21 protein-coding genes are annotated in these 24,329 nt (G+C 73.7%); 8 read left to right on the top strand and 13 right to left on the bottom strand.

The window, feature by feature from the left end:
- Both ACMXGY_RS02705 and ACMXGY_RS02700 read right to left on the bottom strand, forming a co-directional pair.
- On the bottom strand, positions 1–666 hold the full coding sequence (locus tag ACMXGY_RS02705) for an ANTAR domain-containing protein (protein WP_483775347.1): 666 nt from the start codon (positions 664–666) through the stop codon (positions 1–3).
- A gap of 167 nt (positions 667–833) precedes the next feature.
- Positions 834–1,295 carry an ATP-binding protein gene (locus tag ACMXGY_RS02700; protein ID WP_483775346.1) on the bottom strand — a complete coding sequence of 154 codons (462 nt, stop codon included), beginning with the start codon at positions 1,293–1,295 and terminating at the stop codon, positions 834–836.
- 227 nt (positions 1,296–1,522) lie between these two features.
- Here ACMXGY_RS02700 and ACMXGY_RS02695 point away from each other — a divergent pair, with 227 nt between their 5' ends.
- The gene (locus ACMXGY_RS02695) at positions 1,523–2,152 is read left to right on the top strand and encodes a PAS and ANTAR domain-containing protein (protein WP_483775345.1); all 630 of its coding nucleotides are present in this window, start codon (positions 1,523–1,525) and stop codon (positions 2,150–2,152) included.
- Between the two features lie 41 nt (positions 2,153–2,193).
- Entirely contained in the window at positions 2,194–3,939 is a 1,746-nt protein-coding gene (locus ACMXGY_RS02690) for a SpoIIE family protein phosphatase (protein ID WP_483775344.1), read from the top strand.
- Between the two features lie 197 nt (positions 3,940–4,136).
- Here ACMXGY_RS02690 and ACMXGY_RS02685 read toward each other — a convergent pair whose 3' ends face one another.
- Both ACMXGY_RS02685 and clpB read right to left on the bottom strand, forming a co-directional pair.
- A complete protein-coding gene (locus ACMXGY_RS02685) occupies positions 4,137–5,111 on the bottom strand; it encodes a diacylglycerol/lipid kinase family protein (RefSeq protein WP_483775343.1) in 975 nt (324 codons plus the stop codon).
- A gap of 41 nt (positions 5,112–5,152) precedes the next feature.
- Positions 5,153–7,777, bottom strand: coding sequence for an ATP-dependent chaperone ClpB (gene clpB, locus ACMXGY_RS02680; protein WP_483775342.1), 2,625 nt, complete (start codon positions 7,775–7,777; stop codon positions 5,153–5,155).
- 203 nt (positions 7,778–7,980) lie between these two features.
- Between clpB and ACMXGY_RS02675 the strand changes: the two genes are divergently transcribed.
- Positions 7,981–9,351 carry an LppM family (lipo)protein gene (locus ACMXGY_RS02675; protein WP_483775341.1) on the top strand — a complete coding sequence of 457 codons (1,371 nt, stop codon included), beginning with the start codon at positions 7,981–7,983 and terminating at the stop codon, positions 9,349–9,351.
- A gap of 88 nt (positions 9,352–9,439) precedes the next feature.
- Here ACMXGY_RS02675 and ACMXGY_RS02670 read toward each other — a convergent pair whose 3' ends face one another.
- Complete coding sequence (locus tag ACMXGY_RS02670; protein ID WP_483775340.1) at positions 9,440–10,513, bottom strand: enoyl-CoA hydratase/isomerase family protein; 1,074 nt, start codon at positions 10,511–10,513, stop codon at positions 9,440–9,442.
- A gap of 116 nt (positions 10,514–10,629) precedes the next feature.
- Here ACMXGY_RS02670 and ACMXGY_RS02665 point away from each other — a divergent pair, with 116 nt between their 5' ends.
- The 5 genes from ACMXGY_RS02665 to ACMXGY_RS02645 all read left to right on the top strand — a co-directional run bounded on the left by ACMXGY_RS02665 (position 10,630) and on the right by ACMXGY_RS02645 (position 15,372).
- Entirely contained in the window at positions 10,630–11,628 is a 999-nt protein-coding gene (locus ACMXGY_RS02665; RefSeq protein ID WP_483775339.1) for an alpha/beta hydrolase, read from the top strand.
- An 80-nt stretch (positions 11,629–11,708) separates the two neighbouring features.
- Positions 11,709–12,386 carry a YczE/YyaS/YitT family protein gene (locus tag ACMXGY_RS02660; RefSeq protein ID WP_483775338.1) on the top strand — a complete coding sequence of 226 codons (678 nt, stop codon included), beginning with the start codon at positions 11,709–11,711 and terminating at the stop codon, positions 12,384–12,386.
- Between the two features lie 33 nt (positions 12,387–12,419).
- Complete coding sequence (locus tag ACMXGY_RS02655; RefSeq protein ID WP_483775337.1) at positions 12,420–14,096, top strand: AlkA N-terminal domain-containing protein; 1,677 nt, start codon at positions 12,420–12,422, stop codon at positions 14,094–14,096.
- Entirely contained in the window at positions 14,093–14,665 is a 573-nt protein-coding gene (locus ACMXGY_RS02650; protein WP_483775336.1) for a methylated-DNA--[protein]-cysteine S-methyltransferase, read from the top strand. The genes ACMXGY_RS02655 and ACMXGY_RS02650 overlap by 4 nt, the downstream gene beginning before the upstream one ends.
- A gap of 53 nt (positions 14,666–14,718) precedes the next feature.
- Positions 14,719–15,372, top strand: a complete 654-nt coding sequence (locus tag ACMXGY_RS02645; RefSeq protein WP_483775335.1) for a CatA-like O-acetyltransferase — start codon at positions 14,719–14,721, stop codon at positions 15,370–15,372.
- 51 nt (positions 15,373–15,423) lie between these two features.
- Here the strand turns inward: ACMXGY_RS02645 and ACMXGY_RS02640 are convergent, their stop codons facing one another.
- The 8 genes from ACMXGY_RS02640 to ACMXGY_RS02605 all read right to left on the bottom strand — a co-directional run bounded on the left by ACMXGY_RS02640 (position 15,424) and on the right by ACMXGY_RS02605 (position 24,234).
- Positions 15,424–16,494 (bottom strand): CAP domain-containing protein, encoded by a 1,071-nt coding sequence (locus ACMXGY_RS02640; protein ID WP_483775334.1) that lies wholly within the window; start codon positions 16,492–16,494, stop codon positions 15,424–15,426.
- Between the two features lie 138 nt (positions 16,495–16,632).
- Positions 16,633–17,631 (bottom strand): cation diffusion facilitator family transporter, encoded by a 999-nt coding sequence (locus tag ACMXGY_RS02635; RefSeq protein WP_483775333.1) that lies wholly within the window; start codon positions 17,629–17,631, stop codon positions 16,633–16,635.
- A 47-nt stretch (positions 17,632–17,678) separates the two neighbouring features.
- Positions 17,679–18,074 carry a monovalent cation/H(+) antiporter subunit G gene (gene mnhG / locus ACMXGY_RS02630; RefSeq protein ID WP_483775332.1) on the bottom strand — a complete coding sequence of 132 codons (396 nt, stop codon included), beginning with the start codon at positions 18,072–18,074 and terminating at the stop codon, positions 17,679–17,681.
- Positions 18,074–18,481, bottom strand: coding sequence for an MrpF/PhaF family protein (locus ACMXGY_RS02625; protein ID WP_483775331.1), 408 nt, complete (start codon positions 18,479–18,481; stop codon positions 18,074–18,076). Before ACMXGY_RS02625 ends, mnhG begins: the two co-directional genes overlap by 1 nt.
- The gene (locus ACMXGY_RS02620; protein WP_483775330.1) at positions 18,478–19,077 is read right to left on the bottom strand and encodes a Na+/H+ antiporter subunit E; all 600 of its coding nucleotides are present in this window, start codon (positions 19,075–19,077) and stop codon (positions 18,478–18,480) included. Before ACMXGY_RS02620 ends, ACMXGY_RS02625 begins: the two co-directional genes overlap by 4 nt.
- The gene (locus ACMXGY_RS02615; RefSeq protein WP_483775329.1) at positions 19,074–20,636 is read right to left on the bottom strand and encodes a Na+/H+ antiporter subunit D; all 1,563 of its coding nucleotides are present in this window, start codon (positions 20,634–20,636) and stop codon (positions 19,074–19,076) included. The genes ACMXGY_RS02620 and ACMXGY_RS02615 overlap by 4 nt, the downstream gene beginning before the upstream one ends.
- The gene (locus tag ACMXGY_RS02610; protein WP_483775328.1) at positions 20,633–21,181 is read right to left on the bottom strand and encodes a Na(+)/H(+) antiporter subunit C; all 549 of its coding nucleotides are present in this window, start codon (positions 21,179–21,181) and stop codon (positions 20,633–20,635) included. Before ACMXGY_RS02610 ends, ACMXGY_RS02615 begins: the two co-directional genes overlap by 4 nt.
- Positions 21,178–24,234, bottom strand: coding sequence for a Na+/H+ antiporter subunit A (locus ACMXGY_RS02605; RefSeq protein ID WP_483775327.1), 3,057 nt, complete (start codon positions 24,232–24,234; stop codon positions 21,178–21,180). Before ACMXGY_RS02605 ends, ACMXGY_RS02610 begins: the two co-directional genes overlap by 4 nt.
- Positions 24,235–24,329: the final 95 nt, after the last annotated feature.

The raw sequence follows: 24,329 nt of genomic DNA, 5'->3' as shown, positions 1-24,329 counted from the left end.
CTAGGTCACGTCGTCCGGCGTGAAGGTGAGACGACGCTCGAGGACCTCCTCCACCACCGACTCGAGCGAGGAGGTCTGCGCCAGCGCACGCGCCCGCAGGACGGCCAGCGCGTCGGCGGGTCCGACCCTCAGCTGGGCGATGACCATCCCGATCGCACGGTGCCGGTTCCCGTCGTCGGGCCAGATCTCGTCGAACGATGCCCGGGAGCCCAGGAGCATGGCGCCGACGACGTCCGCCAGGAGCCGCACCTGGTCCCCGTGCTCCGCGAGCGTCCCGGTCGTGTCGTAGAGGGTGAGGACTGCCAGGACGCGCCCCTGGGGCCGCACGGGTACGGCGACGATCGTCACCGGCCAGGCAGGAGACGCGGCCGCCAGCGCAGCCGTCGAGAAGTCGTCGCGGTCCCCGGCGCCGTCCAGGCGGGTCCGCACGATCCGGTCCTCGGCGAACGCCGTGCGCCCCGGCCCTTCGCCGAGCACCTCCTGCAGGTCCTCCAGACGCCTCGTCAGCAGGTCCTCCGTGCTGGCGCTCACACGGTCGAGACCCGTCGGGGCGAAGGTCAGCGCACCACCGTGCACGCCCAGGACCTGGACGCAGGCACGACACAGGCGCGACGCGAGCGGCAAGCCGGGATCGAGGCGCGCGAGAGTGTGCGCCAGCAGCGTCATCCGTTGAGCATCGTCCACGAGCACCATCTCCTGGGAGCCCCGCCAGTCTCGTCGCACGCTCGCGCGCTCGCCTCCCGGACCCCACGCGCCGGGTCGAGCCACGCCGGAGCGGAGGGCCGGCGGCGTCGTGCGGTCCCGTAGGAGGCGGCGGGATGCGCGACCCAGCACTAGTTGAGGGGGAACGTGACCCAGACGTGCTTGTGGTCGTGCGTGGTGTACCACCCCACGTCGAGGGCGAGACGGCGCGTGAGGTGCAGGCCCATCCCGCCGACCCCGGGCTCGCGGCGGCCCGCGAACACCGGCGGAGAGTCGTGGGCGCCGTCGGCCACGTCGAGCAGCCACGTGCCGTCGAGCAGGAGCGTGACGTCGGTCGGCGGGCGCCCGTGCCGGAGCGCGTTCGTCGCGAGCTCGGAGGCGACGAGGACGACCCTCTCGCGCGTCTGCGCGAGCCCGGTGTCCCCTCCGTCCTCGGAGTGCAGCAGCTGCGTCAGGTCTGCCCGCAGGCCGGCGAGCTCGTCGAGGGTGTCGAGGGTCCACCGGCCCACGGGCCCGTGGCTGCCGGGCGGGAGCGTGCGAGGCAGGGTGGCGTCGGTACCAGGGATCTCGATGTGCTGGCTCTCGTTCGACACGACGTGCTCCTCTCGATCGACGGCTCGAGGCTGACGTCCTCGGCCCGTGCTGATGGGAGAGCCTCCGAGCCTGGCACGCACCGGGGGTCCTCGCGCGGTCTGCGGAGACGCCCCCCGTGAGACGCAGTCCCTGCCGTGCTCGGGTTGCGGTCGACGGCGTCGCAGCTAGGGTCGGTTCACCGAGTCTGGACCTGGCTCACCCTCTCTGAAACCACAGGAGAAGACCCATGTCCGTGGAAGACCACGCGATCGGCGAGACACTCGCCCGCGCAGCCGGACCCGCCGTCGGCCAGTTCCGCCTCGACGTCGAGAGCGGCGTCTGGTGGTGGTCGGCGGAGACGTACCGGATGCACGGCTTCGAGCCTGGCGAGGTCGTCCCGACGAGCTCGCTCGTCCTGGCGCACAAGCACCCCGAGGACCGGGAGCGCGTGCGTCGGCTCCTCGAGGATGCCCAGGTCACCGGGGACCCGTTCTCCAGCATGCACCGCATCATGGACGCGCGGGGCAAGGACCGGACGCTCGTCGTGGTCGGCCAGGGACGCCGGGACCAGGCCACCGGGGACGTCGTGGAGCTGATGGGCTACTTCGTCGACATCACCGCCCCGGTCTCCGGCCGCGTCCAGGAGCTCGCCCGACGGGACATCGCCGCGGCAGCGCAGCACCGCGGGCCGATCGAGCAGGCCAAGGGCATCCTGATCGCCGTGCTCGGCGTCGACGCCGACGAGGCGTTCGCCCGGCTCAGGCAGACGTCGAACAACCACAACGTCCCGCTGCGCCAGCTCGCGCGTCTCGTCGTCGACGAGGCGGAGCGGAACGCCGGTGACTGCGCGGACGGTATCGGCGTCCTCCTGCGCTGATCCCGCCTGTACCCGCACCTCACGCCGCCTACTATTCGCACGTGAACGCAGAGTGGTTCCTCGAGGCGACCGCACACAGTGCCGTCGGCCGGTACGCGCGCGAGGTCGCGTGGGAGGCTACGTCGCTCGGCGCGCCGGGAACCTGGCCGCTCGCCCTGCGCCATGCCGTGCGCCTGTGCTTCTCGACCCGCTTCCCCGTCATGATCGTCTGGGGACCTGAACTCACGCTCATCTACAACGACGGCTACCGCACCATGCTGGGCACCGACAAGCACCCCGGCGCGCTCGGGACGCCCGCCCGTGCCGTGTGGTCGGAGATCTGGGACGACGTCGGGCCGCTGTTCGAGGAGGTCCTGAGCACCGGGAAGGCGACCTGGAGCCGGGACATGCCGTTGGTCATGAACCGCTCCGGCTTCGAGGAGGAGACCTACTTCACCTTCTCCTACAGCCCGATCCTCGACGACGACGGACGGATCGCCGGCGTCCTGGACATCGCGACCGAGACCACGCGCGAGGTCGTCACCCAGCGCCGCCTGGTCACGCTCGGGGAGCTGCAGGCGGCGCTCCCGACGTCGTTCACCACCCTGCGCGCCTTCGCACGGCCCGTGGTCGACGTCCTCGCCAGCAGTGCGGACATCGCACGAGCAGCGTTCTACGACATCAGCGGCCCTCGCCCCCAGGTGCTCCTCCAGACGGGCGAGGCACCGGACGAGGCGGAGGTCGACGCCGTGGACCGCTGCCTCGTCACCGGACAGCGCGAGGTCTCGGACGGGCTCGTGGTCAAGCCCCTCCGCGACACGAGCCGGCGAGGCGTCGCGGGCGTCCTGGTCCTGAGAGCGTCGACCGGTCGACCGTGGGACGGCCACTACGCCCGCTACCTGACCGGCCTCGCCACCACGGTCGGGGCAGCGTTGCGAGACGCCGTGCGGCTCCGCACGACGCTCGACGCCCTCCGCCGGCGCGCCGAGCGCTCCGAGGAGGAGACGGCGCAGGCGCGCGAGCTCGCGCTCGCCCTGCAGCAGGCTGTCCTCACCGAACCGCCCCAGCCGAACCATCTCGAGGTGGCGGTGCACTACCAGCCTGCCGCGCTCGAGCGCGACATCGGCGGAGACTGGTACGACGCGTTCGTGTCGCGCGACGGCGTCACGACGCTCGTCATCGGCGACGTGGTCGGGCACGACCTCGCGGCCGCCGCGACCATGGGCCAGCTGCGCGGCCTCGTCCGAGCCATCGGCTACGACAGCCAGGAACCGCCGGCACGCCTGCTCGAACGCGTCGACGACGCCATCGACGGGCTCGCTCTCGGCAACCGGGCGGTGGCGACGGTGATCGTCGCTCGCATCGAGCAGAGCGACGACGAGCGCTCGCGTGGCGTCCGCACGGTGCGATGGTCGAGCGCGGGTCACCCGCCCCCCATCCGCGTCCGGTCCGACGGCTCCGTCGACATCCTGACCGTCCGCAACGACCTGCCGCTCGGCATCCGACACGACGCGACGCGCCACGACCACACCGTCGAGCTCGGCACCGACGACACCCTCGTCCTCTACACCGACGGGCTCGTCGAACGACGAGGGAACAGCCTGCGCGAGGACATCGTCACGCTCGCGAACGCTCTGCGAGGCACCCACCGCAGCACGCTCGACGAGCTCGTCCGGACCGCGCTGGCCCGCATGCTCCCCGGCGACGGCGAGGACGACGTCGCCATCGTCGCGCTCCGCACCGGTCCGCAGGACCTGGTCGTCTACCCCGCACAGAGCGTCCCGGCGGGGGCCGTCTCGTCGGGCTGACCGAGGAAGCCCGCGCCACGGACGGCCCGACCACAGGTCAGGCGAGCTGCGCGACCAGGCCTTGGGCGAGGCCGACCAGCAGGCCCCACAGGGCCGCAGCACCGAGCGCGGTCCCGGCCGCGGCGAGCGCCGCCCCCGCACCGCACCGAGCCAGCACGACGGGACGACGGGCCCAAGACGCTCCCGCGCGGCGCGCGTCAGGTGCCCGACGGCGCACCCTCGGCGAGGTCCTCGGACTCCTCGGGCTGGTACACGCACACGTGCAGCGCCGCGGGCCGCACGGACACGTCGAGCCGCTCCGCGGGCTCGATCACGTCCCCGTCGAGCTGGCGCGGCTGCGTCCGGTCCGAGACGACCGAGACCTCCCGCCCGCGAACGACCTCGCGGCTCGGCACGCGGCTCTTTCCGCGCACGACGCCCCACAGGAGCTGTACCCAGTGCTGGAGGTTCTGGGGCGCGATGATCGCGACCTCGAGCTGACCGTTGTCCGGCTCGGCGTCCGGCAGGAGGTTCGTCCCGGCCTGGAGACGCCCCACGTTGCCGACGACGACGGTCCGCGCCCGCCGCCGGCGGGTGCGCCCGTCCACCGTCACCTCGACGTGCATCTCGTCGTCCGCGAGGTGCTTGAGCGCCGAGAACACGTAGGCGATGGAGCCGGCCCTGGCCTTGAGCGCCGTCGGCGCGTCGTCCATCATCGCGGCGTCGAGCCCCATCCCGGCCATGATGGCGAAGATCTGCCCGTCCGCGTCGCCGACGTCGATCGTGCGGCGGCCTCCACCGAGGACCACGCGGATGCCCTCCTCGGGGTCCGTCGGGATCCCGAGGTTCGCGGCGAGGAGGTTGCCGGTCCCGCCGGGCAGGATAGCCAGCGCGGCCTCCGTCCCGGCGAGCCCCTCGACCACGGCCCGGACGGTCCCGTCGCCGCCGCTGACGAAGACGACCTCCGCGCCGTCGTCGACCGCCTGGCGCGCCTGACCGGTACCGGGGTCCTCCGCCGTCGTCTCGAGCCACGCGGGCTCCGGCCAGCCGGCGTCGCCCAGCCGCGCGACGATCAGGTCGCGCAGCTCGTCGAGCCCCTCGACGCGGTTCGGGTTGACGATCACGGCGGATCGCCGCGGCGCCTCGTCGGCACGCCGGCGGTGGGTGGGCTCGGTGGTCTCGTCGGTCGGCACGCCCCCGAGTATGTCCCGACGGCGGCGCGGTCGCCCGGCGGTCAGGCCGTCAGCACCTCCGTGGAGAGGGTCAAGCCCTCCGTGTCCGGCTCGCGGTCCACCACCACGACGTCGCCGTCGGCGACGTCGCCCGAGAGCAGCATCCGCGCCAGCCGGTCCCCGATCTCGCGCTGCACGAGCCGGCGCAGCGGGCGCGCCCCGTAGGCGGGGTCGAAGCCCTCCAGCGCGAGCCACTCGCGCGCCGCCGGGGTCACGTCGAGCGTGATGCGACGGTCGGCGAGGCGCCGAGCGAGGTGCACGACGCTGATGTCGACGATCCGGCCGAGCTCGTCGAGCGTGAGCGGGTCGAAGACGATCACGTCGTCGAGGCGGTTGAGGAACTCGGGCTTGAAGCTCGCCCGGACGGTGCCCATCACGGCCTCGCGCTTCGCGGCGTCGTCGAGCATCGGGTCGACGAGGAACTGCGAGCCGAGGTTCGACGTGAGCACGAGGATGACGTTGCGGAAGTCGACCGTGCGGCCCTGGCCGTCGGTGAGGCGGCCGTCGTCGAGCACCTGCAGCAGGATGTCGAAGACCTCGGGGTGCGCCTTCTCCACCTCGTCGAGCAGCACGACGGAGTACGGACGACGCCGCACGGCCTCCGTGAGCTGGCCGCCCTCCTCGTACCCGACATACCCCGGGGGCGCGCCGACGAGCCGTGCCACCGAGTGCTTCTCGGAGTACTCGGACATGTCGATGCGCACCATGGCGCGCTCGTCGTCGAACAGGAAGTCCGCGAGGGACTTGGCGAGCTCGGTCTTGCCCACGCCCGTCGGGCCGAGGAAGAGGAACGAGCCCGTGGGGCGGTCCGGGTCGGCGACGCCCGCGCGCGAGCGGCGGACGGCGTCGGACACGGACCTCACCGCGGCCTGCTGGCCGATGAGACGCTCGCCGATGACGTCCTCCATGTGCAGGAGCTTCTCGCTCTCGCCCTGGAGCATGCGGCCCGCGGGGATGCCGGTCCACGCGGAGACGACCTCCGCGATCTCGTCCGCGCCCACCTTGTCCGCGATCATCGGCGCCTGGGCCGGGTCGGCGAGGGCGTCCGCGGCGTCGCCGGCGGCCTCCTGGCGCTCGGCCTCGTCGAGCTCGCGCTGGACCTGCGGGATCTCGCCGTACTGGAGGCGTCCCGCGGTCTCGAGGTCGCCCTCGCGGATCGCGCGCTCGACCTGGACGCGCAGCTCGTCGAGCTTGGCGCGCAGGTCGCCGACGCGGTTGTGCCCCGCCTTCTCGGCCTCCCACCGCGCGGTGAGCGCGGAGAGCTCCTCGCGACGGTCGGCGAGGTCGGCGCGCAGCTTCTCGAGCCGCTCGAGGGACGCCGGGTCGGTCGACTCGGAGAGCACGACCTCCTCCATCTCGAGGCGCGTGACCGCGCGCTGCAGCTCGTCGATCTCGACCGGGGACGAGTCGAGCTCCATGCGCAGGCGCGACGCCGCCTCGTCGACGAGGTCGATCGCCTTGTCGGGGAGCTGGCGGCCGGTGATGTACCGGTCGGAGAGCGACGCCGCGGCGACCAGCGCAGAGTCGGCGATGGTCACCTTGTGGTGCGCCTCGTACCGCTCCTTGAGCCCGCGCAGGATCGCCACCGTGTCCTCCACGGACGGCTCGCCCACGAACACCTGCTGGAAGCGGCGCTCGAGCGCCGGGTCCTTCTCGATGTACTCGCGGTACTCGTCGAGCGTGGTCGCGCCGACGAGGCGCAGCTCGCCGCGGGCGAGCATGGGCTTGAGCATGTTGCCGGCGTCCATCGCGCCTTCTCCGCCCGCACCGGCCCCCACGACCGTGTGCAGCTCGTCGATGAACGTGACGACCTCGCCGTCGGACGATCGGATCTCCTCCAGGACGGCCTTGAGCCGCTCCTCGAACTCGCCGCGGTACTTCGCGCCCGCGACCATGCTCGCGAGGTCGAGCGAGACGAGGCGCTTGCCCTGGAGGGACGTCGGGACGTCGCCCGCGACGATGCGCTGCGCGAGACCCTCGACGACGGCCGTCTTGCCGACGCCCGGCTCGCCGATGAGGACCGGGTTGTTCTTGGTGCGGCGGCTCAGCACCTGCACGACGCGCCGGATCTCCGAGTCGCGCCCGATCACGGGGTCGAGCTTGCCCTCCGCGGCGGCGGCCGTGAGGTCGGTGCCGTACTGCTCGAGAGCCTTGTACGTGCCCTCGGGGTTCGGGCTCGTCACGCGCGCGCTGCCGCGCACGGCGGGCAGCGCCGAGCGCAGCGCGTCGGCGGTCGCGCCGGCCTGCTGGAGGATCGTCGCGGCCTGCGACGACCCGGCGGCGATCCCGAGCAGCAGGTGCTCGGTCGAGACGTACTCGTCCCCGAGCCCCTGCGCCTCCTTCGACGCGTTCTCCAGCGCCGCGGACGTGGCGCGCGAGGGCGTCGGCTGCGCGACGGCGGACCCGCTCGCGGTGGGCAGCGCGACGAGCGCGGCGCGGACCTTCTGGCCGATCGCCTGCTTGTCCGCGCCGACCGCGTCGAGCAGGCCGACGGCGACCCCGCCGTCCTGCGTGAGCAGCGCGGCGAGGAGGTGGGTGGGCTCGAGCTGGGGGTTTCCGGCGGCCGACGCGGTCTGGATCGCCTCGCCGATCGCCTGCTGCGACATCGTCGTGAACTTCGTCTCCATCAGTGCTCCGGGGTGCTCGAAAGTCTGGTCTGACCAGTGGAACGGCTCCGAAGTTGAGTGTATTCCGCTCAACTTCCATCCGGCACCCTCGACGGCGTCGGGGACGCGACCGCCGAGCGTCGAGCGGATGAACTCGCGCCGCATTCCGTCTCAAATCGGCATCGAACCTCGCTTCGGGCGCCGATCCGCGACATGCTGGGCGGGTGACCACCACCCCCACCCTGCGCAGACGACTCGGCCTCGGCGCCCTCTTCGCCACCCTCGCACTCTTCCTCACCGGGTGCATGAGGATGGACATGGCGCTGACCCTCAACGAGGACGACACGTTCGACGGCAGCGTCGTCATGGCGTTCTCGGACGAGCTCGCCGAGTCCGCGAACATGGACCCGCAGGAGATGTGGGACTCGATGGGCTCCGAGCTGGAGTCCGACCTCCCGCCCGGCGCGACGCAGGAGCCCTACGCGCAGGACGGGTACACCGGCACCAAGGTCACCTACGCAGGCCAGCCCATCTCGCAGCTCGCCTCCGCGGGCAGCGACTCGATCTCGGTCGTCCGCGAGGGCGACGAGTACGTCGTGTCCGGGTCGATGGACATGACGGGCGAGGAGTTCAACCCCGAGACCGGCGACGCGACGAGCGACGAGATGACCCAGCAGATGATGGAGAGCCTGGACATCCAGGTCGCCATCACGTTCCCGGGCGAGGTCTCGGAGTCCAACGGTGAGGTCGACGGCAACACCGTGACGTGGACCCCCGTCGTGGGCGAGGTCAACGAGATGACGGCCCGCGGCTCGGCCGTCGCCGGCGGGTCCGGCGGAACCGGCAGCGAGTCGACGGACGACACGACGGACGAGGGGACTGACGAGGGCACGGCCGGCACCACCGACAACGCCGACTCCGGCTCGGGCTCCGAGTCGGGCTTCCCCTGGTGGGTCCTGTTCCTCGTCGGCGGGATCCTGCTTCTCGGCATCATCGGCCTGGTGCTGTGGCTCGTGCTCCGGTCGAAGCCGGCGCAGGACGGTCAGGCCAACGCGTACCAGCAGGGCGGCTACCCGACGCAGCCCGGCCAGCAAGGACCCTATGGCGTCCCGGGCCAGCCGCAGCAGGGCCAGTACCCCGGTCAGCAGGGCCAGCCCGGTCAGTACCCCGGCCAGCAGGGGCAGTACCCCGGTCAGCAGGGCCAGCCCGGTCAGTACCCCGGCCAGCAGGGTCAACCCGGTCAGTACCCCGGTCAGCAGGGCGGCCCGCAGGCGTACGGCGCGCAGCAGCCCGGTACCCCGCCGCCCGCGCCGCAGCAGGGCGGCTACCCGGGCACGTCGGCACCCTTCGCCCCTCCGGGGGCGACGCAGCAGGTGCCGCCGGCACCGGGCGCGCACCCGCAGCCGTCTCCGACCACGCCGTTCCCGCCCGCTCCTCCCGCGGCGACACAGCCTCTGCCGCCGTACCAGCAGCCGGCGCCGACGCAGCCGCTCCCGCCGCAGCCGGGCCCCGACGGATCGACCGGTCCTGACGGCCAGAGCGGTCCGGACGACGAGATCGACGACGCGACCCGGCTGCGCCCGCCGCGCGACTGACGCACACCCCGCTCGCGAGAGGCAGGACGACGGCCTGCACCGGTGCTCCGGTGCAGGCCGTCGTCCGTGCGGGCGTCGGGACCCGCCGTCACCCCCACAGCGCCTCCGCAGGGACGTACGCGAGCACGGTCGCTCCGAGGCCGGGGTCGACCTCCGCGAGCGTCGCAGGCCGCCAGGCGGGGTCGCGGTCCTTGTCGATCACCTGCGCCCGGATGCCCTCGACGAGGTCGGGCTGCGTGTCGACGAACCACGAGACGATCCCGTACTCCTGCTCGAGCGCCGCGCGCAGGTCCGGCAGGGTGCGCGCGCTGCGGACGGCCGCGAGCGCGACGGTGACGGCGGTCGGCGACAGCCGCTCGAGCTCGTCCGCCTCGACCCCCGCGCGCTCGTCGCCGTCCTGGGCGGCGGCCCGAAGCCGGGCCACGACCTCCGGCACGGTCTGCGCGGAGTAGGCCGCGTCGATCTGCTCCTGGCGCGCCGCGAGGCCCGACGGCGGCGCCTCGGTGGCGAGGGTCCGCACCAGGGCGCGCGCGGCGTCGGGCGCGAGCGGACCTGCCGACGTGGCGCGCTGCAGCAGCGGGAGCAGGTCGGGAAGCCGGGCGCTGTGCACCTGGTGGTCGGCGAGCCCGGCGTGGATCGCGTCCCCGGCGTCCATCGTGACCGCGCCGAGCGCGAGCAGCTCGCCGAGGCGCCCGGGTGCACGCGCGAGCAGCCACGACCCGCCGACGTCGGGCGTGAAGCCGATCCGCGTCTCCGGCATCGCGACGCGCGACCGTTCGGTCACCACGCGCACCGTCGCGTGCGCGCTCACCCCCACGCCGCCGCCCATCGTGATGCCGTCCATGACCGACACGACGGGCACGGGCAGCTCGGCGAGCGCCGCGTCGACGGCGTACTCGCGGCGGAAGTAGCGCCGCGCGTCCGCGTGCCGCCCCGCGACGATCGACGCGTGCAGCTCACGGATGTCGCCGCCCGCGCACAACCCGCGGTCGCCCGCGCCGTCGAGCAGCACGACCCGCACCTCGGGGTCGGTGCGCCACGCGTCGAGGACGTCGGCGATCTCGCCGAGCATGCCGTACCCGAGGGCGTTGAGCGCGCGCGGCCGGTCCAGGGTGAGGTGCCCGACGCCGTCGTCGACGCGGGCGAGGATCTCGCTCGTCACCCGCGTCACGGTACCGCCGCGACCGGCTGGCAGCGCGAAGACGTGGCAGGGCTCGACGGCTCTCCCGTCCGGTGGGACGCTGACACGTCGGACGGGCCGGCAGCGAGGAGGCGACGGTGGACGAGACGACCGAGGCAGGGCCGGGGTGGCGGCCGGACGTGCTGGGCGAGGGCTGGGTCGCACGCGACCTCGACCTGCCCGACGGCGCGGTGGCCACGCTCGTGCGGCGCCGTGACCCGGTGCCCGACCCGGCGCCCGAGGTGGACGAGGGCCCGCGGCCCGCCGTCCTGTACGTGCACGGCTACATCGACTACTTCTTCCAGACCCACGTCGCGGAGGCGGTCGAGGCCCGCGGGTACCGGTTCTACGCGCTCGACCTGCGGGGCTACGGCCGCTCGATCGGCCGCGGCTCGGGCGCGCCGTCACGAGCCGACGACGACCCCAACTTCATCACGGACCTGGCCGTCTACGCCCAGGACCTCGATGCCGCCGCGCGCGCGATGCGCGCCGAGGGGCACGAACGACTCGTCGTGCTCGGGCACTCGACCGGTGGTCTCGTCGCGAGCCTGTGGGCCGACGCGCGCCCCGGACGGCTCGCTGCGCTCGTGCTCAACAGCCCGTGGTTCGACCTCAACAGGTCGTGGGTGTACCGCGTCCCGGTCACGCGGGCGATCGACGTCGTCGGGCGGGTGGCGCCGCGGGTCGTCGTCGGGAAGCTGGACCCGAACTGGGCGCAGGCGCTGCACGCGAGCACCGGCGGCGAGTGGGACTTCGACCTCGCGTGGAAGCCGCTCGAGGGCTTCCCGGCGCGGGCAGGGTTCGTGCGCACGATCCGGCGGGGCCACGCGCGCGTGGCCCGCGGGCTGCACGTCGACTGCCCGGTGCTCGTGCTCGCCTCGGCGCGCAGCGGACCGGCGTCGGGGTGGCACGACGCGCTGCTCACCACCGACAGCGTGCTCGACGTCGAGCACATCACCTCGCGCGCGGCGCGGCTCGGCGACGACGTCACGGTCGTCGCGGTGGAAGGCGGCGCCCACGACCTCGCGCTCTCGCCCGAGCCCGCGCGCTCGACCTACCTGCGCGAGGTGCTCGACTGGCTCGACGCGCGCGCCTGACGGCCGGCCGGGACCCGCCGACCCGGGCCAGGACGGTCCGTGCGGTCGCGCCCGGACGACCTCGCACCTAGCGTCGGTCCGTGACCACGCGTGCGCGGCCGAGCCCGCCCTCCCACGTCGTCCTGCGCGCGGGGTGGGCGTTCCTCGGGGTAGCGGTCCTCGGCCTCGGGTCTGCGGTGCTGCTGTCCGCGCACGTCGGCGTCGACCCGTTCACGGCCGCGAACATCGGCGCGAGCTCTCTCCTCGGCGTCGACCTCGGCCTCTACCAGCTCGCCGTCAACGTGGTGCTGCTCGTGCCCGTCCTCGTGTGGGGGCGGCGGTACGTCGGGGTGGGGACGATCATCAACATGGTCATGACGGGGTTCTTCGTGCAGTGGTTCTCCGCGCTCCTCGAACCGCTCGTCCCGGACCCGCCGAACCACCTGCTGCAGACCGCTCTGTTCGTCGTCGGGATCCTCCTGTTCACCGCGGGCGCGTCCGCGTACATGACCGCGGGAGTCGGGACGGCGCCGTACGACGCGATCGCCCCGATCGTCGTGGACCGGACGCGCGCGCGGTACCGCGTCGTCCGGGTGGTGCAGGATCTCGCGTTCGTGGGCCTGGCGATCGCGCTGGGCGGCCCGGTGGGCGTCGGGACGGTCATGACGGCGTTCTTCGCCGGCCCGCTCATCGACTTCTTCACCGAGCGGGTGAACAAGCCCTTGCTGCGCCGCGCGCTGCCCGAGGACGAGGCCACCGCCGTGTCCGAATCCCGCTAGCCAACACCCCGCCCACCGGGTGAGGATCGAGCCATGACCACGGCTCTCGACCCACCGCGACCAGCGACCGGCGCAGCGACCGGCTCCACCACCGAGCCGACGCGCGCGACCGACCCGGTGTTCGCCGAGCGGTACCGGGCCATCGCGTCGCGCGACAAGCGCTTCGACGGGCAGTTCATCACGGCCGTGAGCAGCACCGGCATCTACTGCCGCCCGTCGTGCCCGGCGCGCACCCCGAAGCCGGAGAACGTCACGTTCTACCTCACCTCGGCCGCCGCGCACGAGGCCGGGTACCGCGCGTGCAAGCGGTGCCTGCCCGAGGCAGTGCCGGGCACGCCCTGCTGGGACCTGACCCACGACCTCTCGTCGCGGGCCATGCGTCTCGTCGCGGACGGCGTCGTGGACCGCGAGGGCGTCGAGGGTCTCGCTGCCCGCCTCGGCTACTCGGCCCGACACGTGCACCGCGTGCTCGTCGCGGAGCTCGGCGCGGGCCCGGTCGCGCTCGCCCGCGCGCTGCGCGCCCAGACCGCCCGCGCCCTGCTCACCGGGACCGACCTGCGGCTCGCGGACGTCGCGTTCGCGGCGGGTTTCGGGAGCATCCGGCAGTTCAACGACACCATCACCGAGGTGTTCGACACGACCCCGAGCGAGCTCCGTCGCCGGGCGCGTCCGGCACAGAGCCGAGGGTCGGGCCCGGACAGCACCGCCGGCCTGACCGACGACGGCACGGCAGCGGTCCTGGACCTCACGCTCCCGCTGCGCGAGCCCTTCGACGCGCGGGGCGTGTTCGCGTTCCTCGCTGCACGCGCGGTCGACGGCGTCGAGGTGGCCGACCTCGACGGACCGGTCCTCTCCTACGCGCGGACCGTCGCGCTGCCGCACGGGCCGGGGGCGTTCCGTGCCACGTACGGCCCGCCCCCAGGCGCCTCGCGCCGCCCCCCGCGGTTCCACGTCGAGCTCGAGCTGACCTCCGTCGCCGACCTGCCCGCGGCGATCGCCCGGATCCGGCGGCTCTTCGACCTCGACGCCGACCCCGCGGCGGTGGACGCGGCCCTCGCGACCGAGCCCGCGCTCGCCGCGTCCGTCCGAGCGACGCCGGGCATCCGGGTCCCCGGCGCGGTCGACGCGACGGAGATCCTCGTCCGCGCGCTCGTCGGCCAGCAGATCTCGGTCGCCGCCGCCCGCACCCACCTGTCGCGCCTCGCGGCCGCTCTCGGCACGCCGTCCTCGTCGCGCTTCGGCCCGACGCGACTGTTCCCCACGCCCGCACAGCTCGCCGACGGCGGGGCCGACCACGTGCGCGGACCCGCGCGCCGGACCGCCGCGATCCTCGGGGCCGTGCGAGCGGTCGCCGACGGCGACCTGCGGCTCTCCCACGCCGACGACCCCGCGACGCTCCGCGCGGCGCTCGAGGCGCTGCCTGGCATCGGTCCCTGGACGTCCGGGTACGTCGCGATGCGCGTCCTGCACGACCCCGACGTCCTCCTCGACGGTGACCTCGCGCTCCGCGCCGGGGCCGCCGCCCTCGGCCTCCCCGACGACCGCCGAGCACTCGTCGCCCGCGCCGAGCGCTGGGCCCCGTGGCGCTCCTACGCCGCGATGCACCTGTGGCGCGCCGCGCCCTCGGCCCGGCCCACCGCTCCGTCACCCGCCCGCCCGTCCACCCGGCCGTCCGACCGACCCACGACCCTCCCGGAGGAGACCCCGTGACCACGACCCTGCCGACCCCGACCACCACGACGACTGCCGTCACGACGACCCTCACGACGCCCGACGGCCCGTTCACCGTCGTCGTGGCTCCCGACGGTGCCGTCCTCGCCTCGGGCTGGACCACCGACGCCGACGCGCTCGTCGCGCTCGTGCACCCGGACCTGCGCCCCGCGGACGTGACGCCCGTGCCCGACGACGACCCCGCCGTCCGACCCGCCGTCGCCGCCGTCCGCGCCTACTACGCGGGAGACGTCCACGCCATCGACGACGTCCCCGTGCGCCAGGTCTCCGGGCCCTACCGCGCGCACGCGTGGGACGTGCTGCGCACGGTCGAGGCCGGCGACCCCGTGACGTACACGCGGTACGCCGAGCTTTCGGGCCGCCCGGCCGCGGTGCGTGCCGCCGCGGGAGCGTGCGCGATGAACGCCGCCGCGCTGTTCGTGCCGTGCCACCGTGTGCTCCGCACGGACGGGAGCCTCGGCGGGTTCCGGTACGGGCTCGACGTCAAGCGCCGCCTGCTCGACCGCGAGCAGGTCGCGGCGGGCCGGGGCGAGACGCTCGCCGTCTGACGCACGCGGCAAAAGCGCTGTGCCCACGTGCCGCGGCGGCGGAGAATCGCCCGGTGGACCTCCTCCGGCCGATCGACACCGCCTCCTGGCCCCGCCGGGAGCACTTCACGCACTACCGCGAGCGCGTGCCGTGCACCTACGCGATGACCGTGGACCTCGACGTGACGACCCTGACCACGGCGCTGCGTGCGTCGTCCCGCAAGAGCTACGTCGCGCAGGTGTGGGCGCTCGCGACCGTCGTCAACCGGCACGACGAGTTCCGGATGAGCCTGACGGAGGACGGCTCCCCGGCCGTCTGGGACGTCGTGCACCCGGCGTTCACCGTGCTGAACCCCGCACGCGAGACCTTCGCGCGCGTCTGGGCTCCGTTCGACCCGGACTTCGACCGCTTCCACGAGCACGCCGCGGCTCTCCTCGCCGAGCACCGGGACGCGACCACGTTCTTCCCGCAGGCCGACGCCCCGCCCAACGCGTTCGACGTCTCGAGCCTGCCGTGGACGCGGTTCACGAGCTTCACGCTGCAGATCCAGTCCGGGTGGGACCACCTCCTGCCGATCTTCACCCTCGGCCGGTACGAGGATCGCGGCGACCGCACCGTCCTGCCCCTCGCTCTCCAGGTGCACCACGCGGCCGTCGACGGCTTCCATGCCGGACGGTTCGTCCAGGAGCTCGAGGAGCTCGTCGGCGACCCGGGCTGGGTCGCCTGACCGGACAGTCCGCGACCTCACGCCCGCCGCCCAGACGGGGTCAGGCGAGGCTCAGCCCCACCCGAAGAGCTGCGTCCACACGCGGTCGGCGTGCCCGACGCCGATCTCCCGCAGGTCGCAGTCGACGATGTTCGCACGGTGCCCCGGCGAGTCCATCCACGCGCGCACGACGTCCGCCGCGGTCGCCTGGCCCCGCGCGATGTTCTCCGCACCCGGGCTCGGGTAGCCCTGCGCCTCGGCGCGGTCCCAGGGCGAGCGCCCGTCGAGGCTCGTGTGGTCGAAGTAGTCCTGCGCGAGCATGTCCTCGCTGTGGAGCTGGGCGGCAGCGGTGAGCCGCTCGTCCACGGTCACCGGAGCACACCCGGCTGCGGCCCGCTCGGCGTTCGTCAGCTCGACGACGGCCGCGCCCTCGGTCGTGATCGTGCCCGGCCCGGCGGGCGGGGCGGCGGCGAGCCCGTCCGTCGGTCCCTGGGACGACGGCGCGGTCCCGCTTGCAGAACCGGCCGGGGTGTCGGCGCCGGCGCCCGCCTCGCCGCTGCCCGCCTCCCCGGCCGACGGCGCCGGGCCGGCACCCTCGGGGCTCGCGCTTCCCGAACCGTCGTCGGCCCCCGAACCCCCGCCCGGGGCCGGGTCGCTCCCGGCCGGTGGCGCGGCGTCGTCGGCCACGGTCCCGTCGCCGCCCCCCGCGGCCTCGGCTCCCGCGCCCCCGTCCCGGGCGCCGCCGTCTTCGCGCGCACCACCCGTGTCGTCGGACCCGCCCGCCGGCTCGACGCCGTCGCGACCGTCACCGGCGAGGGTTCGTGAGGGGCCGAGCGAGAGCCGTTCCGCGATCCACGCTCCGGGGTCGGCCCCGTGCCAGGGCATCGCCGCGACGACGGGTCCGAACGGCCCCGCGTGCTCCGGCCGCACCTCCCCGGTGGCCGTCGCGAGCGTCAGCCCGAGCGGCGGGCCGAGCAGCACCGCCGCGGCCACGCCGGACGTGATCGCGACGCGCGGCGCGGACCGAAGGTGCCTGGCGAACGGACCCCCGCGCCGTCGGGCCGACACCCCCGGCGCCCCGGGCACCCCGGACGACGCTGTCGGGGTGCCCGCGCGGTGCCGGGGCGTGTGCTGCGGAGGCATCGTCCGACCCTAGCGACCGCACGGCCGGATGTGTACCGGTTCGTACGTTTCGACGGCCCCCACCGAGCCGCCGAACCCGGGGTTGTGCGCCGACCAGCGCGGTGAGTGGCACACAACCCCGGGTTCGGCAGCGGCCGCTCAGGCGAGGGACGGTTCCTCCGGTGTCGACACCGTGAACACCGCACCCGCGACGAGCGACACCGACGTCACGCGCCGCTCGAGGTCGTCGAGCCGGCGCGCGACCGACTCCTCCGACTCGTTCCCGCGCAGGTCGACGCTCGCCACGAGGTACAGCGCGCGCGGCCCGACGAACTCGAGCCGCAGGTACGTCACGCGCTCGACCTCGGGCAGCTCCCGGATCTTCTGCAGGACGGCGGCGCGCGTCGCGGGCAGCGCGACCTCGCCCACGAGGAAGCGCCGGTTGCGGTCGATGAGCACGACGGAGACGACGGCGAGGACCAGGCCGACGACGATCGAGCCGATCGCGTCGGGCACCGGAGAGCCCGTGAGCTGGTGCGCGAGCACGCCCGCGAACGCGACGACGAGGCCGACGAGCGCGGCGGCGTCCTCCGCGAACACGGCGCGCAGGGTCGGGTCGGACGTGACAAGCACGTGGTGGAGCGTGTCGCGGTCGGCGGCTCGTGCCTCGTCCCGGGCCTGGCGCCGAGCCCGCAGGAACGACACGCCCTCCAGCACGAACGCGAGCGCGAGCACGGCGTAGGCCACGCCGAAGTCGCCGGCGGGCTCGGGGTGCACGAGCTCCTGGATCCCGTGCGTGATCGACACGCCCGCACCGACGGCGAACAGGCCGATCGCCGCGAACATCGACCACACGTAGGCCTCGCGGCCGTAGCCGAGCGGGTGGTCGGGGTCGGCCGCTCGACGCGAGCGGCGGTCGGCGACGAGCAGGAACACCTCGTTGCCCGTGTCCGCCCACGAGTGCACGGCCTCCGCGAGCATCGACGCGGATCCCGTGATCATCGCGGCGACGGTCTTCGCCCCAGCGATGACGGCGTTGGCGACGAACGCGATCACGACGGTGAGCGTGCTGTCCCCGCTCTCGCTCGGCCGGGCGACGCGCGGGTTGCGCGACTCCGGCGGCTGGGGGGCGGTACCGGGCGGCGTGGCGTCGACCATGGTGCCGGTCTACCAGCCCGCCGTCCGCGGCGCGCGGGAAGCACCGTTCAGCGACCGGGCTCGTGCTCCCCCTGGTCCTCGCGCTCGGCGGCCTCCTGGTCGCGCGTGAGCTCGTCGACGTCGAGCAGGTCGGTGCGGACCTTGCCCGTCCGGTACCCCGCACGCCCCACCATGTGCGCCGCGACCGGCGACGTGAGGAGCTGGAAGACGACGACGAGGAAGAGCGTCGCGACCGCGCCCCACGACCGCAGCCGCAGGCTCAGGCCCGCGAGCACGAGGATGAGGCCGAGGACCTGCGGCTTGGTCGCCGCGTGCATGCGCGCGAGCAGGTCGGGGAAGCGCACGACGCCCACCCCGGCGGCGAACGCGAGGAACGCGCCGCACAGCAGGAAGACGGCGGAGACGACGTCCGCCACGACGTCCCACGGGTTGCTCGGGTCCATCAGCGCACCTCCCCCTCGGGCGGGCCGCCGTGGTGCTCGGGGTCGACGGCGGCGTCGCGGTCCGACTCCTCCGCGTCGCGGCGCGCGGCGTCCTCGGCGGCGATCTCCTCGGCGCTGCGGATGCGGCCCTCGTCCTCGGGCTCGACCGACGCGAACCGCGCGATCGTCACCGAGCCCACGAACCCGACGAGCGACAGGACGACGAGGATGGGGATCGTGTCGGTGCGGCGCGAGAACGCGGCCTCGAGCGCGATGGCCCCGACGAGCGTCGTCGCGAAGACGTCGAGGGCGATGGTGCGGTCGAGCATCGACGGGCCGCGTTCTGCCCGGACGATCGCGAGGCTCGCCGCGCCCGCGAGCAGGACCGCGCTCGCGATGACGACGACGAGGTAGAGGGTGTCGCTCATGCCTGCACCGCCTCCTGCGTGGGGCGAGCGGTGTACAGCCCTGCCGCACGCAGGTCGTCGTTGGACGCGAGCGCCCGGAGCACGCGCGCCTCGAGCGCGAGCGTGTCGCTGCGCACCTGCTCCGCCCCGCCCGCCGCGTCGAGGTCGAGCACGTGCAGGTACAGCATGCCCGTGAGGCGGTGCGCCTCCACCACGATCGACCCCGGCACGAGCGAGCTCAGCTCCGCGGTGAGGGTGAGGTAGACGTCCGACGGGTTGCGCAGCCGCACCCCGACGACGGCGCCGCGCGGCGTGTGCCGAGGGTTGAGCGCCAGCATGCTCACCTGGAACGACGCCACGACGAGGTCGGCCACGAAGCGGCCCACCAGCACGAGGAACGGCCACGGGCGGAACCGTCCGCGCGCGGCGATCGACGGCAGCGGGAAGAACGTGATCACGGCGGTCCCGACGAGCACTCCCGCGAGGACGTTGCCCCACGACAGGTCGCCCCAGAGCATGACCCACACGATCGTGAGCCACAGGACGGTGCGCCACTGCGTCGTGGCGCGCTCGAACCACCCGGACGCGGGCGTGCGACGGCGGCGGTGCAGGCTCATCCGCCCTCACCCCCGGTCGCGACCTCGTTCGACTCGCCCTGGCCGCGCCCCGAGTCGTCGCGGAACACGGCGTCGACGTAGGTGTGGCCGTCGAGCAGCGTCGAGGCCGCACGCTCGGTGTACGAGTAGAGCGGGCCCGCGACCACGGTGAGCGCGACGCCGAACGCGACGAGCGCCGTCGCCGGCCCGACCATGCCCCGCGGGAGGCGCGCGTCCGTGGGGATCTCGACGGGCGCCGTCTGCCAGAACGCCTTGTTCCACGCCTTGACGATGGCGTAGAGCGTGAGGAGCGACGTGACGACCGACCCGACGACGAGCGCCCACGCGAGCCCCGTGCCCTGGGCGACGCCCTCCTGGAGCAGCCCGACCTTGCCGAGGAAGCCCGAGAGCGGCGGGATGCCGGCGAGGTTCATCGCCGGGACGAAGAAGAGGATCGCGAGCCCGGGCGCGAGCTTGGCGAGGCCGCCCAGCCGGTCGAGCGACGTCGACCCGCCACGCCGCTCGACGAGCCCGACGACGAGGAAGAGCGTCGTCTGCACGGTGATGTGGTGCACGACGTAGAAGATCGCGGCCGCCATGCCCGGCTCGGACGCGAGCGCGATGCCGAAGATCATGTAGCCGATGTGGCTCACGAGCGTGAACGACAGCAGTCGCTTGATGTCGTTCTGCGCGACGGCCCCGAGGATCCCGACGACCATGGTGAGCAGCGCGAGCCACATGAGGACGTCGTCGACCACGTTGTCGTCGGGGAAGAGCAGCGTCTGCGTGCGGATGATCGCGTACACGCCGACCTTGGTGAGCAGGCCGGCGAACACCGCGGTGACCGGCGCGGGAGCGGTCGGGTAGGAGTCGGGCAGCCATGCGGAGAGCGGGAAGATCGCGGCCTTGATGCCGAACGCGAGCAGCAGGAGGAGCTGGATCGTCAGCGCCATGCCGGGATCGATCTCGCCGAACCGCTCCGAGAGCTGGGCGAGGTTGACCGTGCCCGTCGCCGCGTACGTGAGCGCGATGGCGACGAGGAAGACGATCGAGGACAGGAGCGCGACGACGACGTAGATCGACCCCGCCCGGATGCGCTCGCCCGTCCCCCCGAGCGTGAGCAGCACGTAGCTCGCCGCGAGGAAGATCTCGAACCCGACGTACAGGTTGAACAGGTCGCCCGAGAGGAACGCGTTGAACACGCCCGCCGCGAGGACCATGAACGTCGGGTGGTAGATCGCGACCGGCGCCTCCTCGTCGCCGTCGGCCACGCCCTGCGCGAGCGAGTACAGCAGGACGCACAGCATGACGAAGCTCGACACGGTGAGCATGAGCGCGGACAGCCGGTCCGCGACGAGGTCGATCCCGACCGGGGCGGCCCACCCGCCGACGTCGACGACGATCGGGCCCGAGTCCGCCGCGAGGAGCAGCCCGACCGAGGCGGCGAGGACGAGCGCGAGCGTGGCGACCGTGATGATCCGCTGGGCGCGCGGGTGGCGCCACAGTGCGAGCGTGAGGCCCGCGGCGACGAGCGGGAGGACGACCGGCAGCGGGACGAGCGCGGTGGCGGTGAGGCTCATGGCGTCCCCCTCCCCTCGTCCGGTCCGTGCTGGTCGGGTCCGTGCGGCGGCTCCTGCCCGTCCGTGATCCCGTCGCCGTCGCCGTCGGTCTCGTCGCGGACCTCGGCGGCCTCGTCGTCGAGGCTCGCGCCGCTCTCCTCGGTGTCGAGGTCCGCGAACGCCGGGGCGTTGCGGGCGGCGTGCCGCGCGACGCGGCGGTCCTCGAGGTCGTCCTGCACCTCGTCGTGGCCGTGGAGCTGCCACGAGCGGTAGGCCATCGCGAGCACGAACGCCGTGATGCCGAGCGTGATGACGATCGCGGTGAGCACCATCGCCTGGACCAGTGGGTCGCTCATCTCGTCCTCGGGCGTCGTGCCGATGAGCGGCGCGCCGCCGGCGCGCCCGCCGGCCACGAGGAACAGCAGGTTCGCGCCGTTGCCCATGAGGATGAAGCCGAGCAGGACGCGCGTGAGGCTGCGCTCGAGCAGCAGGTAGACGCCCGCCGCGAAGAGCACGCCGATCGCGAGGACGAGGACGATGCTCGGGGTCATGTCGATGACGTTCATCGCCGCCCACCCCCGATCGCGTCCGGCTCCATCGCCTCGAGCGGGCCGGTGTCCTCACCGGGCTCCCGGCCGGCCGCGGCGCGCTCGGCGTGGCGGTCGATCTCGGCGCCGAGGGTGCGCAGGATGTCGAGGACGAGCCCGACGACGACGAGGAACACGCCGAGGTCGAAGAAGAGCGACGTCACGAGGTGGATCTCCCCGACGAGGGGCAGCCGGATGTCGTACGCCTCGCTGCCCAGCACGTTGCCGGTGAGCAGGAACGCGACGAGCCCGACGCCCGCCGAGAGGAACAGTCCCGTGCCGAGGAGGATGCCGGGGTGGATGGGGGCGGCCTCGCCCAGCTCGTACCGACCGCCCGCGAGGTAGCGCACGATGAGCGCGATGCCCACGACGAGCCCGGCCGCGAACCCGCCGCCCGGCGCGTTGTGCCCGGAGAACAGCAGGAAGAGCGCGAACACGACCATCGCGTGGAAGAGCACGCGCGTGACGACCTCGAAGATCACCGAGCGGCGCTGCGGTGCGAGCGTGCGGCCGGCGCTGAGCCACACGAGCATGCGCGGCTGGTCCTGCTCGGTGACGCCGCGGCGGCGCAGCGCGGCCCCTGGGTCGTCGCCCTCGCTCCACACGCCCGAGTCCTCGGAGAGGGTCGCCTGCTTCGCCCGCGAGGCGCGCAGGATCTCGCCGCTCCGGGTGCGCAGGAACACGAGCGAGGCGACGCCGGTCGCCGCGGCCAGGAGCACGGAGATCTCGCCCATCGTGTCCCACGCACGGATGTCGACGAGGGTGACGTTGACGATGTTCTTGCCGTGGCCGAACTCGTACGCCTCGGCCGGGAAGTCGACGGAGATCGGCGTCGCGACGCGCGCGAGCGGCGCCACGACGGCGAAGCCCATCATGACGACGCCCACCCCGAGGCCGATGCCCAGGCGGACCCAGCGGCTCGCCGCGAGCGGCCGGTTCGAGAAGTAGGCGGGCAGGCGCCGCAGCACGAGCACCATGACGACGAGCGTGATGGTCTCGACGAGGACCTGGGTGAGCGCGAGGTCGGGCGCCCCGTGCAGGAGGAACAGCACGGCGTTGCCGTAGCCCGCGATGCCGACGAGGATCACGGCCTTGAGCCGGCGGCGCGAGCGCGCCGCGAGCACCGACGCGACGCAGATCGCGGCGACCGCGACGAGCTGTGCCGGACGGTCCCAGGCCTTGAGCTGCTCGGGCCACGCCGTCTGGGCGACCATCACGACGCCCGGCCCGAGGATCAGCACGAGGAGGATCGCGCCGAGGTAGAACGGCAGGGAACCACGCTGCGTGACGGCGGTGACGTCGGCGGCCAGGTCGTCGAGCTTGCGCATGACGCGGCGGTACGTGACGTCCGCCTCGGGCCCCGTCCACAGCGACGCCTGGAACCGCTCGACGCGGGCGCGCTGCCAGAAGAGCACGACGCCGACCACGAGCACGAGCACCGTGAGGGCCAGCGCTGGGGTGAAGCCCGCCCACAGGACCAGGTGCCCTGGCTCGCCGACGGGGTAGGTGTCCGCGTACGGCGCGAGCAGGTCCTCGCCGAAGTGCGGCACGAGCGCCGCCGCGAGCCCGAGCACGGCGAGCACGACGGCCGGCATCACGAGGAGCGCGGGCTGGCGGTGGATGCGCGCCGGGTCGATCGGCGGCTCGTCGGCCTCGACGGCCGGGCGCCGGGCCAGGCTCGCGCGCAGGTCGACGTGCGCGTTCGCCCGCGCGGGCGGTGTGCCGAGGTGCGGCTTGGAGACGAACGCGCCCCACCAGAACCGCAGCCCGTAGGCGACGGTGAACATCGACCCCACGACGACCGACCACAGGACGACCGTGTCGACCCACACCGGCCCCTCGCCGTGCAGGAGCGCCTCGAGCGCCGCCTCCTTCGCGACGTAGCCCGCGAACGGCGGGAGCCCGATCATCGAGGCGGTCGCGAGGCCGCCGGCCACCGCTGTCCAGGGCAGCGCCCTGCCCACGCCCGTGAGCCGGCGCAGGTCACGCGTTCCCGTCGCGGCGTCGACCACGCCGACGACGAGGAACAGCGACGCCTTGAACATCGCGTGGGCGCCGATCATCGCGAGGCCCGCGAGCGCCGCCCCGCGCGTCCCGAGGCCCACGAGCAGGATGATGAGGCCGAGCTGGCTCACGGTGCCGAACGCGAGCACGAGCTTGAGGTCGTACTGGCGCAGCGCGCGGTAGCCCCCGACGAGCAGCGTCCCCGCGCCGAGCGCGATGACGAGCGTCCGCCACACCGTCGTGTCGGAGTACGCCGGTGCGAAGCGCGCCACGAGGTAGACGCCGGCCTTGACCATCGCCGCGGCGTGCAGGTACGCGCTCACCGGGGTCGGTGCGGCCATCGCCGCGGGGAGCCAGAAGTGCAGCGGGATCAGCGCGGACTTGCTCGCCGCGCCGACCAGGATGCACACGATCGCCGCGGTGACCGCGCCGCCCGTCGGGGGGTTCGCGATGATCTCCGAGAGCCGGAACGTCCCTCCCTGCACGCCGAGGATCACGACCCCGACCAGCATCGCGAGGCCGCCCGCGGTCGTCACGACGATCGCCTGCATGGCCGCGCGCCGGCTCGCCTTGCGATCGGCGTAGTGGCCGATGAGCAGGTAGGAGAAGACGGTCGTCAGCTCCCAGAAGACGAACAGGAGCAGCATGTCGTCCGCGACCACGAGGCCGACCATCGCACCCGCGAATGCGGTGAGCACGCCCCCGAACCGCCGCAGGCCCTGCGCGGTGGGCGAGAAGTAGGCGGAGCAGTAGACGAGGACGAGCGCGCCGACCCCGCCGACGAGCAGCAGCATGAGCCACGACAGCGTGTCCATGCGGAAGGCGAGCTCGAGCCCCAGCCCGGGCACCCACTCGACCACCTGCGTCGGGTGGTCGCCCGCCATGACGCGGTCCGTCCAGGCGAGCGCGTACACCGCGGCGGACGCCGGGGCGAGGGCCAGGACGAGGAACGCTCGGCGGCCGAGGAGCGAGACGAGTGCGGGCGCGCCCAGTGCCATCACGAGATGGGCAACGAGCACGTAGAGCACGGGCCGCTCCGTCCGGGTCGGGGGCGGGTGGGCGGGTCTTGCCGGACTTGCCTTGACTTGTCAGCGTCGTTCGCCCACCGAGCGGCGGGCACGAC

This window comes from Cellulosimicrobium sp. G4 BAM 1002, from assembly GCF_057126935.1.
This window is presented reverse-complemented; position numbering and strand designations above follow the sequence as displayed.